A 14537-nucleotide genomic window follows, 5' to 3' on the forward strand; every position below is an offset into this window, starting at 1 on the left:
ACACTCGGCTCCGCCGACATGCTCGCGGACGGCTCGGGCTCGGGTTCCGGCTCCGGCTCGGGTTCTGGCTCCGGCTCCGGCTCCGGCTCCGCCGAGGGCTCGGGTTCGACGGAGGCGGTCGGTGCCACGGACCCGGTCGGCTCAGGAGAGGGCGTCGGCGAGGGCGTACCGGCGGCGTGACCGACGTGACGGTGGGCACCGGGGTGGGCCCGCCCGCTACCGGCTCGACGGAAGGCACGACCGGCCCCGCCGAGGGCACCCGCGGCCCAGCGGCCGGCGCAGTGCCCCGGGGCGGCGGGATGACCACCGGGCCGATCGAGGGCGTCGGGATGAACGGGGTGCTGCCGTCCGGCAGCGCGGTGCTGCCCACCGTCGCCGAACCGGTGCTGATCGCGGCCAGGACCGGCATCGAGGCGGTGCCGGCCAGCAGCGCCACCGTAAGCAGGTAGCCCCGGGAAGGACCGGTGGTCCGGGTGGCCCGGTGCACACCCACCACCCGGCGGTAGTCGCCGGCTGCCCGGTGCCGGCCCAGGCTCGCCGCCCCGGGAGCATCACCTGGATCGAACACCTCGCACTCCTCGTCGTCGCCCTGAGCGGGACCGTCGGGTGCGGCCCGGCGGACCACCGGAGTGAGACGGGGCCCGCCCGAACAGCCTGAGTCAGTCACTCTGCGTAGGCAAACCCCACGCCGCGTGTCGCCACGCGCATCTGCCCGAATGGTGATTAAAGGTAACCAATCGGTCGCGCGTCGGTGCACGGGACAGTCCGGCATTTCGGGTAACGAAGCGGGCCGGTTCCGAGGTGCGGGGCAGGCGGACTGTGGGACGCCTCACCCCTGATGCGAATATGGAGCCACGACGGCAACGCAGCCGCGACCTCCGCGCACCCACGCGGCAGGCACGACTGGGCGCCGGCGCTCCCGAACCGGGTTCGGCCATGAATCCGGCTCACGCCGCGCGGCAACCCCCACCGGGGCTAGGCGCGGCCGCCAGGAACCGATCCCGGCACCAGCCGGGGCCGGCGTACGAGTCGCGCGGCCGGGTGACCCCCCGGTGCCGACGCAGACACGACAGGGAGAGACGGATGGCAAAGGGCGACCCCGGGGCCAGCACCCGCGGCCGGCGAGCCGCACCCCGATCCAGGAAGGCCGTGACCGGCGATCCGGAGCTGGTGCAGTTGCTCACCCCGGCCGGTGAGCGGATCGAGAGCGTGACCGGCCCGGACGGCACCGTGTACCGCGTCGACTTCACCGACGAGGAGTACCGCGGTCTCTACCGCGACCTGGTGCTCGTGCGGAAGTTGGATGCCGAGGCCACCGCGCTGCAACGACAGGGCGAGCTGGGCCTCTGGGCCAGTCTGCTGGGTCAGGAGGCCGCTCAGGTGGGTTCCGGCCGGGCGCTGCGCGCACAGGACATGGCCTTCCCGACCTACCGCGAGCACGGTGTCCTCTACTGCCGCGGCATCGACCCGATCATGCCGCTGGGCCTGTTCCGCGGCGTCGACCAGGGCGGCTGGGACCCGAACGAGTTCAAGTTCAACATGTACACGATCGTGATCGGGGCGCAGACCCTGCACGCGACCGGATACGCCATGGGCGTCACCATGGACGGCAAGACCGGTGGCGAGGACGGCGAGGCGGTGATCGCCTACTTCGGCGACGGCGCCACCAGCCAGGGCGACGTCAACGAGGCCTTCGTCTGGGCCAGCGTCTTCAACGCCCCACTCGTCTTCTTCTGCCAGAACAACCAGTACGCCATCTCCGAGCCGTTGGAACGGCAGACCCGGGTCCCGCTCTACCGGCGGGCCGCCGGCTTCGGCTTCCCCGGCATCCGGGTGGACGGCAACGACGTGCTGGCCACGTACGCGGTGACCCGGCACGCGCTGGACAACGCCCGGCACGGCCAGGGCCCGAGCCTGATCGAGGCGTACACGTACCGGATGGGCGCGCACACCACCTCCGACGACCCGACCCGCTACCGCATCGCCAGCGAGGTGGAGGCGTGGCAGGCGAAGGACCCGATCGCCCGGGTGAAGGCGTTCCTGGAGCGGGAGAAGATCGCCGACGCCGGCTTCTTCGCCGAGGTCGACGAGCAGGCCCGCCGGGAGGCGGTCGACCTGCGCGAGCGGGTGCTGGAGATGCCCAACCCCGAGCCGGTCACCATGTTCGACCACGTCTACCCCAACGGGTCACCGCTGCTGGACCAGCAGCGCGCGCAGTTCAGCCGGTACCTGGAGTCGTTCGAGGGGAGCGCGCACTGATGGCCACGGAGACGCTCACCCTCGGCAAGGCCCTCAACATCGGCCTGCGCAAGGCCCTGGAGAACGACCCGAAGGTCGTCATCATGGGCGAGGACGTCGGCAAGCTCGGCGGCGTCTTCCGGATCACCGACGGCCTCCAGAAGGACTTCGGTGACCAGCGGGTCATCGACACCCCGCTGGCCGAATCCGGCATCATCGGCACCGCGGTGGGCCTGGCCATCCGTGGCTACCGGCCGGTCTGCGAGATCCAGTTCGACGGCTTCGTCTACCCGGCGTACGACCAGATCGTGTCGCAGGTGGCGAAGATGCACTACCGCTCGGGCGGCAAGCTGAGAATTCCGATGGTCATCCGGATCCCGTTCGGTGGCGGCATCGGCGCGGTGGAGCACCACTCCGAGTCCCCGGAGGCGTACTTCGCGCACACCGCCGGGTTGAAGGTGGTCTCCTGCGCCAACCCGCAGGACGCGTACGTGATGATCCAGCAGGCGATCGCCTCGGACGACCCGATCGTGTTCCTGGAGCCGAAGCGGCGTTACTGGGAGAAGGGCCAGGTCGACCTGGACGCCCCGCTGGCCGAGGCGTACCCCCTGCACTCGGCCCGGGTCGCCCGGCCCGGCACGGACGCCACCGTGCTGGCGTACGGCCCGATGGTGCGTACCTGCCTGGACGCGGCGACCGCCGCCGCCGAGGACGGCCGCGACCTGGAGGTCATCGACCTGCGTACGCTCTCCCCGCTGGACCTCGGCGTGGTGTACGACTCGGTGCGGCGCACCGGCCGCGCGGTGGTGGTGCACGAGGCCCCCTCCAACGTGGGTCTGGGCGCGGAGATCGCGGCACGGATCACCGAGGAGTGCTTCTACTCACTCGAGTCGCCGGTGCTGCGGGTGACCGGCTTCGACACCCCCTACCCGGCCGCCCGGGTGGAGGAGGAGTACCTTCCCGACCTCGACCGGGTGCTCGACGCCGTCGACCGCACCTTCGGCTGGTGAGCGGCATGTCCCGGATCAAGGAGTTCAACCTGCCCGACCTGGGTGAGGGGTTGACCGAGGGCGAGATCCTGGCCTGGCTGGTCAAGGTGGGCGACACCATCGAGCTGAACCAGCCGATCGTCGAGGTGGAGACGGCCAAGGCGGCCGTGGAGATCCCGGCCAAGTGGGCCGGTCAGGTCCAGGCGATCTTCCATCCGGAAGGCACCACTGTCGAGGTCGGCACCCCGATCATCGCGATCGACACCGACCCGGGCGCCGGTCCGATCGAGAAGTCTGCCGCCAACCTGCCCACCCCCTCGGCAGCCGCGCTGGCCGCCGTAGAGGTGGCACCCGCCGAGGGCATGGTCGAGCCGGGGCTGATCGGCGGCCCCGCACCGGGTGGCCGGACCGCCGTCCTGGTCGGCTACGGCCCCCGGACCACCGCGGCCAAACGCCGTCCCCGTAAGAACAGCGCCCCAGCCCAGACAACCGTCATACCGGCTCCGACTCATGCGGGGCCCGCACCGGCTCCGGCCGCGCCGACAGCAGCTCCGGCCGCGCCGACAGCGGTTCCGGCTGCGCCGGTGGTTCCGGCCGCGCCGGTGGTGAACGGCAACGGTCGCGTCGGCGGGCCGGTGCTGGCCAAGCCGCCGGTACGCAAGCTCGCCAAGGATCTCGGCGTCGACCTGCGCACGCTCACTGGGTCGGGGCCGCTCGGCTCGATCACCAGGGAGGACGTACATCGGGCGGGGTCGGCACCGACGGTGGCCGAACCGCTGGCGGCCGCCGCGCCGGCCAGCTCCGCCGCGAGCTTCGGCGCCGACCGCGAGCAGCGCATCCCGGTCAAGGGGGTACGCAAGCTCACCGCCGAGAACATGTCCCGTTCGGCGTTCACCGCGCCGCACGTCACCGAGTTCCTCACCGTCGACGTGACCCGGGCGATGAAGGCCCTGGACCGGCTGCGTGGGCGACGGGAGTGGCGCGACGTACGCGTCTCACCGCTGCTGTTGGTGGCGAAGGCGGTGCTGCTGGCGGTCAAGCGCCACCCGATGGTGAACTCCACCTGGGCCGGTGACGAGATCGTCGTCAAGGAGTACGTCAACCTGGGCATCGCGGCAGCCACCGAACGCGGCCTGATCGTGCCGAACATCAAGGATGCCGGCCAACTCACGCTGCGTGAGTTGGCGGACGCGCTGACCGGTCTGGTGCAGACCGCCAAGGCCGGTAAGACCTCGCCGGCCGACATGTCCGGCGGCACCCTGACCATCACCAATGTCGGAGTGTTCGGGGTGGACACCGGCACGCCGATCCTGCCTCCGGGGGAGTCGGCGATCCTGGCCTTCGGCGCGGTTCGCGAACAGCCCTGGGTGCACAAGGGCAAGGTCAAGCCGCGGTTGGTCACCACGCTCGCACTCTCCTTTGACCATCGCATCATCGACGGTGAGCTGGGCTCGAAGTTCCTGCGTGACGTGGGTGATTTCCTCACCGATCCGGAGGCGGCGCTGCTCGCCTGGACCTGACGTACGGCCGCGACGGCCGGTGTGCTGACGGGTTGACGCCCGGCACACCGGCCGTTGCCGTTCACGACGAAGAAAGCTCCCGGACACCCGGCAGTGGACCTACGATTCTTAGGCTGGTGGCGCAGCTCACCTAATAATCGCTGGATGCTGGCAGGGGTTTGCGGTTTAATGGAGGCACCGGCAGGTCGACAACCGAATAGCCAGGAGGAGAGACCACCATGAGCATGATCGAGCGAATCCGGAACCGCCGCGACGCCAACCGCCGCGCCCGCGCCATCGAGCGGGCCCTGCGCTCCGCCAGTTCGCCCGCGGTCCGTGACGAGATCCTCGCCATCGCCCAGCGTCACATGCACTGACGCCACCGAACCTTGTTCGCCTCCTCCAGATCGACGACCCGTCCGGGCCACCGGGCGGGTCGTCGGCGTTCGCGCGTGGGCGGCTGACACCGGGATACCGCCCCGCCGCAGCGCCCGGTACGGTGGGCTTCGGTCGTCGTCCACAGTCGGGGACGGGTCGAGACGATAGAAGCATCTCGACACCACCCGGCGACGGAAAGTGACGATCGATGCTCCCCGGGAGCCCACCGGTGGCCACCGGGATACGGTGCGGGGAGCCGGCACGGCCGGCTCGCCCTACCGAGACCATCGGCGACGGCGGCCGACATGTGATGGAGGAGGCGCACGCATGACGTCCGAGGGCCCGCACCGCCCTGGCCAGGAGCCGGACGAGGTGCCGCCGGGCGGCGGCGGACCGGCGCCGTACGGCGACCGACCGGCTCAGCAGGACAACGGGTATGGCGCAACCGCCCCCGACCTGGGCTGGGCTCCCGCACCACCCCCACGGTCCGACACAGGCACACCCGCCTGGGCGAACCAGCAGAGCGCGCCGTGGGGCAGCGCCCAGGTGACCCGGCAGGCGGAGTCCCCGGCCCCCGGCACCTGGGAGCAGCCCGGCGGCAACCAGCCGTCCTGGGCGCCCCAGCCTGAGCAGTCCGGTCAGTCCTGGCCGCCCGCCACACCTTCCGCACCGTCCGCATCGGACCAGCCGGCATGGGCCTCCGCTGGGCAGGACCACTCGGCCCGGACCGAAACCACCACCCCGGACGCGCCGCAGCCACCAGAATGGACGCCGCACCAGCCCGGAAGCTGGGCCGGCGGACAACCGACGTCCGGCCAGTCCGGACCGGGTTGGACCGACGGGCAGCCAGCGTCTGCCCAGACCGGACCGGCTTGGGCCGACGGACAGTCCGCCTCCGCCCAGACCGGACCGGGTTGGACCGACGGGCAGCCAGCGTCTGCCCAGACCGGACCGGCTTGGGCCGACGGGCAGCCCGCCTCCGCCCAGCCCGCCGCGGCCTGGGCGAACAACCCGCAGCCGGAGTGGTCCTCCGCGCCGCAGGCCGAGCAGCAGACGCCGAGTTGGGCCACCGCGTCGAGCAGTCCCGAGGCGGCTCAACCCGCATGGGCGCCCACCGACCAGCCCGCCAGGCCCGAATGGGCGCCCACCGACCAGCCCGCACTAGAGCGCACCGCACCGGCGGCTCGGGCCACGGCGCAGGTGCCTCAGCCGAATGCGGTACCGCCGCAACGGCAGCCCAGCGACGATTCGACTCGGTCCGGTGGGTGGCAGACCGAACAGCAGGAACAGCCTGGATGGGCCACCGGGCAGCGGTCGGAGGCCGCTGCTGGCGGCTGGGCCGGCGACCAGCAACCGGCCGAGAGTCGGCCAGGCGGCGGCGACCGCCCGGCGCAACCGGACTGGGCCACGCCACAGCCGGCTGAGTCGGCCGGTTGGGCCAGTGGTGGTGCCGGCGGGGCCGACGCGGGCTGGTAGATCGGGCCGTCCCCGGCATCTCGCCTGCCAACATGGTGCCGTTGCCGCCCCAGGAGCAGCGGGTACCGGGCGCAAGCCTGGCCGCCACGCCACCGACCGACTACGCTGCGCCGGCCGCCTTCCCCGGTGACCAGGCCGGACCGGGAGCGCGTCCCGGCACCGACCAGCCCGCCGGTGGCATGGGCTGGGGACAGCCCGAGTCGCGCCCCGACGAGCCGCAGCCGCCGGCCATCCCGGCACCGCGTACCTCCCCGGAGTCGGTCGGCCGGGCGACCCCTGCGGCGAACGCCGCCAGCGGCGTCTCGGCGAGCGCGTCGGTGCCGTTGGCCAGCCGGGTGACGCCCCCGACCGACCAGGCGGCGCTGCCGGCGGGTTCGCCACCGCCGCAGCCCCGGGTGTACGGACGGCCCGCCCAGCCCGAACAACCGGCAGAACCGGCCCAGGAGCGGGAGGAGCAGGCTCCGGCCCTCCCGTTCGACCAGGGCCAGGGAACCCGGTTCGACCAGGCCCAGGGACCCCGGTTCGACCAGGCCCAGGGACCCCGGTTCGACCAGGCCCAGGGACCTCGGTTCGACCAGGGCCAGGACCCGCGCTTCGGCGAGCGGGACCGGCCGGACGCCTTCGCGGCGGCCCCCGCCTCGCCGGCCGCGCCACCGGCATTCCCGCCGGCACTGCCCACCTTCGCCGACGCTCCGCCGACCAACCGGCCGATGAACGGTGTCAAGCCGCACGCCGAGCCGGAACGGGCGGCCGACCCGTTCGGTCCGCCGGGCGGCGACCGCTTCGGCGGCCCCGGCGCCGGATCGTTCGGCGGCACTGGTGGTGGTGACCCCTTCGGTGGCCCTGGTGGGGATCGGTTCGGCGGCCCCGGCGGTGACCCCTTCGGCGGGCCGGGCGGCGGGTCCTTCGGTGGCCCGGCCGAGCGTCCCGGCGGGGGCTACGCTCCCGCTGGTCGGCCGGAACCGGCCGACCACACCGCGGCGTTCGCACCCCAGCAGCCCGGCCAGCCATGGAGCCCGAGTACGCCCGGGGGCGAGCCGTCCCAGGACCGCTTCGACTCCTTCAAGCCGGTCGCCGAACCGGCGCCGGACGCCCCGGCGCCGAAGGTACGCAACGGGCGGGTGCTCGCTGCGGTGCTGGTGGCCGCGGTGCTCATCCTCGCCATCCCACTCGGCCTGCTGCTGCTGCTCGGCAAGGTCGGTGCCTCCGACGAGGCGGGTGTCTTCAACCCGGCGGTCGGCTCCTGCGTCAAGCGCTCCGGCGACAGCGCGGTGGTCGCCGACTGCGGTGAGCCAGAGGCGTTCACGGTGGTGTCCAAGGTCGAGTCCAAGGACAAGTGCCCGGATCCGGCGCTGCCGGTGGTCGAGCTTCGCGGCAACGCGGCCCAGCCGGTGCTCTGCCTGAAGGCTGCCGCCAGCTGAGCCCAACCGGTCCTTTGCGGCGGGTCCACGGGCAACCGTGGGCCCGCCGTTTCAGGTCCGTGGCGAGAGAGCCCGGCACAACGGCTCCGGCCCAGGGCGGTTGCCCTGGGCCGGAGTGGTGGTGGTACGAGGTCTTACCGATCAGACGAAGTTCACGTCGCTACACCACATGTAGGCCTGGTCGAGGTGCGACGCCTGCCAGATGACGAAGACGATGTGGTGTCCGGTGTAGCCGGAGGTGGAGACGTTGAACGAGATGTTCTGTGCCGGCGCGTAGCGCCCGGTCTGCGTGATGAAGTCGAGGTTTCCCCAGCCGAGGCGCTGGGTGGCCGGGTTGAACCCCTGCTTGCTGACGTACACCCGGAAGTAGTCAGCACCGTGGCTGGCCTGGTCGTACAGCTGGACCGTGAAGTTCCGGCTGATGTTCGTGGTCTTCCACGCGCCGGGCTGGTTCAGGCTGTTGTTCCGGGACAGGCCGTTGCTGCACAGTTGCCCGTCGGGGGTCCGGGCCTGGAACTGGCCGCCCAGGCCGTCGCGCAGGGCACTCATCCAGTTCCACATGGTGTCCGGGTTGGCCTGGAACGCCTGCCAGCACATCGGATCCTGCTGCTGCATGGTCGGGCTCATGTGGTTGCTGCCCCAGGTCTGCCAGCACTTGTAGGCGCGGGTGCCTGGGCTGACGATGGTGCCGTGGGCTTGGGCCGCGCCGGTCCAGGGCAGCACCCCGACCATCATGGTGAGCGCCAGGACAAGCGCCTGAAGCGAGCGGCGGACGACTGGCCGGGATGCCCGGCCGGATTGATCAAGCTTCTGTGAACGCACTGTTCATCCTCCTTGGGCGTTCCGGACGGATTGGGAGCGCTTCCAAGCAGAGGATTGCATCGATGGGTCAAGACATCAATATGTTTCGATGAAGTTTCGGTTATTGGCACCACCCGCCCGGGACCGACCGATTAGCTCCTTCATAGCCCGTGTGAGGCATCTGCGACCACCCCTGACGAGCGCCTCCCTTAGCCGCTGGGGTGGCGCGGGCCCGAGGCAGCACTTTCCCCGAAGATGCCGGTGGGACGCGGGCCCGAGGCAGCACTTTCCCCGAAGTTGCTTGCCGGCAAGGGTGCGCGAACCAGAGCGCCCGCCCCCGACGAGGGGGCGGGCGCTCTCGGATGTCTCGGTCAGGCTCGCTCGGCGACCTGGGCCACGAAGGCACGCCACGCGGCCGGGACGAAGGCCAGCGCCGGACCGGCCGGATCCTTCGAGTCGCGTACGCCAACGACGCCGGGAAGGTTGTCGGCAACCTCGACGCAAGCCCCGCCGTTGCTGCCGCTCTTGCTGCTCTTGCGCCACTGCGCGCCGGTCATGTCCATGATGCTGCCGCTTTCCTGACGAGGTCGAGGGACTGCGCCCAGGGTAAGGCTTCCCCCACTATCCGCGCCCAACAGTGTTCCAGCGTAGATATTTCGGTCGCGTCTTCCGTGATGTGTGCCCTGACCTGGTCGTCCAGGTGCGCCATCCTTGCACCGTCTGGCATCTCGGCGAGGATGAACGGGCCGTTCATCCCGAGATACATGGGCGTGTCGCGGGGGACAATGTGCAACTGGACGCCTGGCAGTTCGGCGCACGCCGCAAGGTGCTCGCATTGCTCACGCATCAGCGCCCCGTCACGCCCGACGCGCCGCTGAAGCACCGCTTCGTCGAGCACGGCGACAACCAGCGGGGGCCGCGACCGGTGAAGAATCTCCTGCCGCTGTATCCGCACTGAGACTAGTTCGTTTATCTCATCGGGGCCGAGGTTCGTCATGGTGAGCGTCGCCCTCGCGTACGCCTCCGTCTGGAAGAGACCGGGCACCCAAGCCAGCTCGAACCAACGCAGAGCCACCGCTTCGCGCTCAGTGTCGGTCCAGACCCGGAACCAGGCCGGCTCGCGGCGCTTCAGCACGTCCGGCCACAGGTCCCCTACGTCCCGCCTGAGCAGCGCGGCGACGCGGGAACGGTGGCGGGGCCGAGGCACCCGTCCGGGGTTGACCCAACGCTGTGCTGTCTTCGGGTCAACTCCTATCTGACCTGCAAGACTGTCCGCCGTCTCGCCTGCCTCCGCCATCGCGGCGATGAGTCCGTGATTCACAGCGCCTCCTGAATGGACGTCCAGTGCGTTCGTTGACCCTAACGAACGCTGTGTATCGGTCCCAACACATTGGGCAAGGTGGTTTCAGGCGGCACCCGCGGGCCGGACTCGCACCCCCGCGGATGTTCGCAGAGGGGGCCGCCCTGGCGTTCTGGGGTGTCGGGGCGGCCCCCTTTCCACAGCCGCGCAGAGGGAGGTCGTACCGTGCCCGTGCCGAAAACCGCGAATTCCGCTCCCGCCTCCCGCTGGTCCCCGCCCGGCGCGGCTCCCCCACCGGGCGCTCCGCGCAGCGACGGCACACCCCGGGTCGCCCCTGGTTTGTACTGGCTGACCCGCACGGCGTCGGTGCAGTTCACCAAACCGATCATGGTCCGGGTGATTCGTGAGCTGACGGACCGGCCTACGTACTACGGGTGGGCGTGGATTTCCTGCTATCAGCTCGACAAGCGAGGCGAGGCGATCGAGCGCCGCGAGCTGTTCGTCATGCCGGAGGGTATGCGCCGGATGAACGACCCAGCCCCGCGCCGCACATCGCCTCAACGCGACGTGAGGGCGGCGCGATGAGCGCGCCGCAGCCGAGGGAGCACCTGCCCTCGCGGCCGACATGGCGGTGCCACGCGTGCGGCGCGCCCTGGCCGTGTGGTCCGGCCAAGGCACGGCTACTGGCCGAATATCGCGGCAACATTCCGGCGCTCATGGTCTACCTGGTGGCGCAGCGCGAGGAGGCGGCCGAGCAACTGGCCGAGTTGACCTCTGCCGAACGGCCGGGGGAGCTGCACCGGCGCTTCACTGACTGGGTGCCGGTCCGGTCGGCACGGTAGACACCGTACACCTCTCCCATCTCCCCGCCAGGCAGGCTGGCGTCTGCTGGTAGGGCACGATGGGGGTCATGAGTGCACGTGTGCGCGCCCCTGAGCTGCGGGGCCGGGCCTGGCTGAACACCGGTGGACGGCAGCTGACGCTCGCCGATCTCCGGGGCAAGATCGCCATCGCCGATTTTTGGACCTTCTGCTGCATCAACTGCCTGCACGTGCTGGACGAGCTGCGCCCGATCGAGGAGAAGTACGCCGACGTGCTCGTGGTTATCGGCGTACATTCGCCGAAGTTCGAGCACGAGAAGGACCCGGACGCGCTGGCCGCCGCCGTCGAACGGTACGGCGTGCACCACCCCGTACTCGATGATCCTGAGCTGGACATGTGGCAGCAGTACGCGGCCCGCGCCTGGCCGACCCTCGCGGTGATCGACCCCGAGGGGTACGTGGTGGCCACGATGGCCGGCGAGGGCCACGCCGAAGGGCTGGTCCGGCTGATCGACGACCTCATCGCCACCCACGAGGCAAAGGGCACGCTGCACCGGGGCGACGGCCCGTACGTCCCACCCGCCGAGCCGCAGACCACCCTGCGCTTCCCCGGCAAGGCGGTGGCCCTGCCCGACGGTGGTCTGCTGGTCTCCGACTCGGCCCGGCACCGTCTGGTCGAACTCGCCGCCGACGGCGAGACGGTCCTCCGCGCGATCGGCACCGGCAGCCGCGGCCGGGCCGATGGGGCCGCCGACGTCGCCACCTTCTCCGAACCGCAGGGGTTGTGCCTGCTCCCGGCGCACGTCGCCGAGGTGGCCGGCTATCACCTGGTGGTCGCCGACACCGTCAACCACCTGCTGCGGGGCGTACGGCTGGACACCGGTGAGGTGGTGACCGTGGCCGGCACCGGTCGGCAGTGGCGCTCCACGGTCGACGACCACGCGCACGACTCGCTCTCCATCGACCTCTCCTCCCCCTGGGATCTGGCCTGGTACGACGACAAGGTCATCGTCGCCATGGCCGGGATTCACCAGTTGTGGTGGTTCGACCCCATCAAGCGCACCACCGGGATGTACGCCGGCACGACAGTCGAGGCGTTGCGGGACGGGCCGCTGGCGCAGGCGTGGCTGGCCCAGCCCTCCGGGCTCGCCGTCTCCGCCGACGGTGCCCGACTCTGGGTCGCCGACAGCGAGACCAGCGCCATCAGGTACGTCGAGGACGGCGTCATGGGCACCGCCGTCGGCCAGGGCCTCTTCGACTTCGGCCACGTGGACGGGTCGGCGGCACAGGCGTTGTTGCAGCACCCGCTCGGTGTCTGCGCGCTGCCGGACGGCTCCGTGCTGATCGCCGACACGTACAACGGTGCTGTTCGTCGCTACGACCCGGCGAGCGACCAGGTCTCGACGGTGGCCGCCGGCCTGGGCGAGCCGAGCGACCTGGTGCTCACCGCGGACGGGGCGGTGCTGGTGGTGGAGTCCACCGCGCACCGGGTGACCCGGCTGGCACCGGGTGCGCTCTCGGCGGCCGGCGCGGCGACCGTCGACGGTCCTCGGCACCGTACCGAACGCAAGCCGACCGAGCTGGCCGCCGGTGAGGTCGTGCTGGACGTCGTCTTCACCCCGGCGCCGGGGCAGAAGCTGGACGAGACGTACGGGCCCTCCACCCGCCTGGTGGTCTCCGCGTCACCGCCTGAGCTGCTGGTCGAGGGGGCGGGCACCGGCACCGAACTGTCCCGCCGACTGGTGGTCGACGGCGCGGTGCCCGGCGGCGTGCTTCAGGTGACCGCCCAGGCGGCTACCTGCGACGCCGACGTGGCGCACGCGGCCTGCCACCTGACCCGGCAGGACTGGGGTGTCCCGGTACGCGTCGCCGCGGACGGCGTGGCTCGCCTCCCCCTGGTCCTGCGCGGCCTGGACGCCGGCTGAGCGCACCTGGCTCGGTGTTAATAGGGGGCCCTTCCTATACACGAGGCGTTAACAGGGGGCCCCTCCTTAAAAAGCAGCTAGCGGTACGTCGGCGTCGATGAGGGCGGCGCGGACGAGTTCGGCGGCGGCCACCGCGCCGGGGCTGTCCCCGTGCAGACAGATGGACTCCACCGGGCAGGAGACGACGCTGCCGTCCACGGCGGTTACGCGCTGCTCGGTGGCCATTCGTACGGCCTGGCGGGCCACCTGTCGTGGGTCGGTGACCAGGGCGTCGGGCGAGGAGCGGGGCACCAGCCGTCCGTTGGGCAGGTAGTTGCGGTCGGCGAATCCCTCGGCCACCACCCGCAGCCCGGCACCGTGCGCGAGTTGGGCCAGCACCGACCCGGGCGGGCAGAGCACGGGCAGCTCGTGGTCGAAGTCCTCGATCGCGGCGACCACCGCCGCCGCCTGCACCTCGTCGACGGCGGCGGCGTGGTAGAGCGCGCCGTGCGGCTTGAGGTAGCGGACCCGGGTGCGGTACGCCCGGCAGAACGCGTTGAGCGCGCCCAACTGGTACAGCACCTCGTCGCGCAGCTCCGCGAAGTCGTACGCGATGTGCCGCCGACCGAAGCCGGCGAGGTCCCGGTAGCCGACCTGGGCGCCGACGGCGACCTGCCGCTGCGCGGCGGCGGCGCAGATCCGGCGCATGGTCAGCGGATCTCCGGCGTGGAAACCGCAGGCGACGTTTGCCGAGGTGATCAGGTCCAGCAGCGCCTCGTCGTCACCGAGCTGCCAGACACCGAATCCCTCACCGAGATCAGCGTTGAGGTCCATGAAACCTGACGGTAGTGCCTGGGCGGGCCTGCGCGAGCGGGGTCACGTCGTCCACCACGGCGACGACGGGATACCCACCGGTGGCGGGGTGGTCGGCGAGGAAGATCAACGGTTGGCCGTCCGCCGGCACCTGCACCGCGCCGAGGACCAGCCCCTCGCTCGGCAGTTCCCCGGTCACCGCGCGGGGTAGCGGCGCGCCGACCAGTCGCGCGCCGACCCGGTTGCTCACCGGACTCACCTGGTACGCCGTGCCGAGGAGCAGGTCCAGCGCGGCCGGGGTGAACCAGTCGTGTCGGGGGCCGAGTCGGATGGTGAGGTGCAGTTGCGTCGGGAGCGGGACCGGCACGGTGATGTCGACTGGTGCGGGTGGACCGGTCGGGACGCCCAGCGGCAGCAGGTCGCCGTCGCGCAGCGGTGCCGGGCCGAGGCCGGACAGCGTGTCGGTGGACCGGCTGCCCAGCACCGGCTCGACGGCGATTCCGCCGGCCACCGCGATCCAGCAGCGCAGGCCCCGTCGGGCGGGACCGATTCGCAGCGTCGTCCCGGCTGGTACGGCCAGCGGCCGGCCGGTGTCGCCGGGGCGGTCGCCGACCCGCACGTCGACGTCGGCACCCACCACGGCGACAGTGGTGGCCCGGGTCGGCCGCAGCGCACAGCCGGTCAGGGTGATCTCCAGGCCGGCGGCGGACTCCGGGTTGCCGACCAGCCGGTTCGCCAACCGCAACGCCCCCGGGTCCAGCGCCCCGGAGCGCGGCACCCCGAGGTGCGCCCAGCCGGCACGTCCCAGATCCTGCACCGTGCTCAGCGCCCCGGCCCGGATCACCTCGACGGTCATGCCGGCACCAGCCGGACCCGGGTGCCGGGGGTGAGGCGGGC

The 14537-nt window shown here is 71.6% G+C and carries 15 protein-coding genes; 10 read left to right on the forward strand and 5 right to left on the reverse strand.

What is annotated here, in order from left to right; genetic code table 11:
* Nucleotides 1-176 precede the first annotated feature (176 nt).
* The 7 genes from C1I93_RS12130 to C1I93_RS32440 all read left to right on the forward strand — a co-directional run bounded on the left by C1I93_RS12130 (nucleotide 177) and on the right by C1I93_RS32440 (nucleotide 8001).
* Nucleotides 177-449: a hypothetical protein gene (locus tag C1I93_RS12130; RefSeq protein ID WP_111243368.1), complete on the forward strand. Its 273-nt coding sequence runs from the start codon at nucleotides 177-179 to the stop codon at nucleotides 447-449.
* 634 nt (nucleotides 450-1083) lie between these two features.
* The gene (pdhA, locus tag C1I93_RS12135) at nucleotides 1084-2259 is read left to right on the forward strand and encodes a pyruvate dehydrogenase (acetyl-transferring) E1 component subunit alpha (RefSeq protein WP_111243369.1); all 1176 of its coding nucleotides are present in this window, start codon (nucleotides 1084-1086) and stop codon (nucleotides 2257-2259) included.
* Nucleotides 2259-3248: an alpha-ketoacid dehydrogenase subunit beta gene (locus tag C1I93_RS12140; protein ID WP_111243370.1), complete on the forward strand. Its 990-nt coding sequence runs from the start codon at nucleotides 2259-2261 to the stop codon at nucleotides 3246-3248. Before pdhA ends, C1I93_RS12140 begins: the two co-directional genes overlap by 1 nt.
* A 5-nt stretch (nucleotides 3249-3253) precedes the next feature.
* Nucleotides 3254-4747 (forward strand): dihydrolipoamide acetyltransferase family protein, encoded by a 1494-nt coding sequence (locus C1I93_RS12145; protein WP_111243371.1) that lies wholly within the window; start codon nucleotides 3254-3256, stop codon nucleotides 4745-4747.
* Nucleotides 4748-4965: 218 nt separating this feature from the next.
* Complete coding sequence (locus C1I93_RS31545; protein ID WP_165521953.1) at nucleotides 4966-5103, forward strand: hypothetical protein; 138 nt, start codon at nucleotides 4966-4968, stop codon at nucleotides 5101-5103.
* Nucleotides 5104-5431: 328 nt separating this feature from the next.
* Nucleotides 5432-6580, forward strand: coding sequence for a hypothetical protein (locus C1I93_RS32435; protein WP_258378282.1), 1149 nt, complete (start codon nucleotides 5432-5434; stop codon nucleotides 6578-6580).
* A gap of 32 nt (nucleotides 6581-6612) precedes the next feature.
* On the forward strand, nucleotides 6613-8001 hold the full coding sequence (locus C1I93_RS32440) for an LppU/SCO3897 family protein (RefSeq protein ID WP_258378283.1): 1389 nt from the start codon (nucleotides 6613-6615) through the stop codon (nucleotides 7999-8001).
* A 141-nt stretch (nucleotides 8002-8142) separates the two neighbouring features.
* Here the strand turns inward: C1I93_RS32440 and C1I93_RS12155 are convergent, their stop codons facing one another.
* The 3 genes from C1I93_RS12155 to C1I93_RS12165 all read right to left on the reverse strand — a co-directional run bounded on the left by C1I93_RS12155 (nucleotide 8143) and on the right by C1I93_RS12165 (nucleotide 10123).
* Entirely contained in the window at nucleotides 8143-8823 is a 681-nt protein-coding gene (locus C1I93_RS12155; protein ID WP_212808684.1) for a lytic polysaccharide monooxygenase auxiliary activity family 9 protein, read from the reverse strand.
* Nucleotides 8824-9173: 350 nt separating this feature from the next.
* Nucleotides 9174-9365 (reverse strand): DUF397 domain-containing protein, encoded by a 192-nt coding sequence (locus C1I93_RS12160; protein WP_111243372.1) that lies wholly within the window; start codon nucleotides 9363-9365, stop codon nucleotides 9174-9176.
* Nucleotides 9356-10123, reverse strand: coding sequence for a DUF5753 domain-containing protein (locus C1I93_RS12165; RefSeq protein ID WP_111243373.1), 768 nt, complete (start codon nucleotides 10121-10123; stop codon nucleotides 9356-9358). Before C1I93_RS12165 ends, C1I93_RS12160 begins: the two co-directional genes overlap by 10 nt.
* 318 nt (nucleotides 10124-10441) lie before the next feature.
* Between C1I93_RS12165 and C1I93_RS12170 the strand changes: the two genes are divergently transcribed.
* The 3 genes from C1I93_RS12170 to C1I93_RS12180 all read left to right on the forward strand — a co-directional run bounded on the left by C1I93_RS12170 (nucleotide 10442) and on the right by C1I93_RS12180 (nucleotide 12848).
* Nucleotides 10442-10687, forward strand: coding sequence for a hypothetical protein (locus C1I93_RS12170; protein WP_111243374.1), 246 nt, complete (start codon nucleotides 10442-10444; stop codon nucleotides 10685-10687).
* Nucleotides 10684-10944 carry a flavin reductase gene (locus tag C1I93_RS12175; protein WP_111243375.1) on the forward strand — a complete coding sequence of 87 codons (261 nt, stop codon included), beginning with the start codon at nucleotides 10684-10686 and terminating at the stop codon, nucleotides 10942-10944. The genes C1I93_RS12170 and C1I93_RS12175 overlap by 4 nt, the downstream gene beginning before the upstream one ends.
* A gap of 68 nt (nucleotides 10945-11012) precedes the next feature.
* The gene (locus C1I93_RS12180) at nucleotides 11013-12848 is read left to right on the forward strand and encodes an NHL domain-containing thioredoxin family protein (protein ID WP_111243376.1); all 1836 of its coding nucleotides are present in this window, start codon (nucleotides 11013-11015) and stop codon (nucleotides 12846-12848) included.
* A 66-nt stretch (nucleotides 12849-12914) separates the two neighbouring features.
* Here the strand turns inward: C1I93_RS12180 and C1I93_RS12185 are convergent, their stop codons facing one another.
* The gene (locus tag C1I93_RS12185; protein WP_111243377.1) at nucleotides 12915-13661 is read right to left on the reverse strand and encodes a LamB/YcsF family protein; all 747 of its coding nucleotides are present in this window, start codon (nucleotides 13659-13661) and stop codon (nucleotides 12915-12917) included.
* Complete coding sequence (locus C1I93_RS12190; protein WP_111243378.1) at nucleotides 13645-14496, reverse strand: 5-oxoprolinase subunit C family protein; 852 nt, start codon at nucleotides 14494-14496, stop codon at nucleotides 13645-13647. Before C1I93_RS12190 ends, C1I93_RS12185 begins: the two co-directional genes overlap by 17 nt.
* Nucleotides 14497-14537: the final 41 nt, after the last annotated feature.

The sequence above is a fragment of the Micromonospora endophytica genome (genome assembly GCF_003236305.1).
Taxonomy (GTDB): domain Bacteria; phylum Actinomycetota; class Actinomycetes; order Mycobacteriales; family Micromonosporaceae; genus Micromonospora; species Micromonospora endophytica.

Coding starts and splice junctions, on each gene's coding strand:
- pdhA (WP_111243369.1), top strand. CDS start 1,084: ATGGCAAAGGGCGACCCCGGGGCCAGCACCCGCGGCCGGCGAGCCGCA.
- C1I93_RS12140 (WP_111243370.1), top strand. CDS start 2,259: ATGGCCACGGAGACGCTCACCCTCGGCAAGGCCCTCAACATCGGCCTG.
- C1I93_RS12145 (WP_111243371.1), top strand. CDS start 3,254: ATGTCCCGGATCAAGGAGTTCAACCTGCCCGACCTGGGTGAGGGGTTG.
- C1I93_RS31545 (WP_165521953.1), top strand. CDS start 4,966: ATGAGCATGATCGAGCGAATCCGGAACCGCCGCGACGCCAACCGCCGC.
- C1I93_RS32435 (WP_258378282.1), top strand. CDS start 5,432: ATGACGTCCGAGGGCCCGCACCGCCCTGGCCAGGAGCCGGACGAGGTG.
- C1I93_RS32440 (WP_258378283.1), top strand. CDS start 6,613: ATGGTGCCGTTGCCGCCCCAGGAGCAGCGGGTACCGGGCGCAAGCCTG.
- C1I93_RS12160 (WP_111243372.1), bottom strand. CDS start 9,365: ATGGACATGACCGGCGCGCAGTGGCGCAAGAGCAGCAAGAGCGGCAGC.
- C1I93_RS12175 (WP_111243375.1), top strand. CDS start 10,684: ATGAGCGCGCCGCAGCCGAGGGAGCACCTGCCCTCGCGGCCGACATGG.
- C1I93_RS12180 (WP_111243376.1), top strand. CDS start 11,013: ATGAGTGCACGTGTGCGCGCCCCTGAGCTGCGGGGCCGGGCCTGGCTG.
- C1I93_RS12185 (WP_111243377.1), bottom strand. CDS start 13,661: ATGGACCTCAACGCTGATCTCGGTGAGGGATTCGGTGTCTGGCAGCTC.
- C1I93_RS12190 (WP_111243378.1), bottom strand. CDS start 14,496: ATGACCGTCGAGGTGATCCGGGCCGGGGCGCTGAGCACGGTGCAGGAT.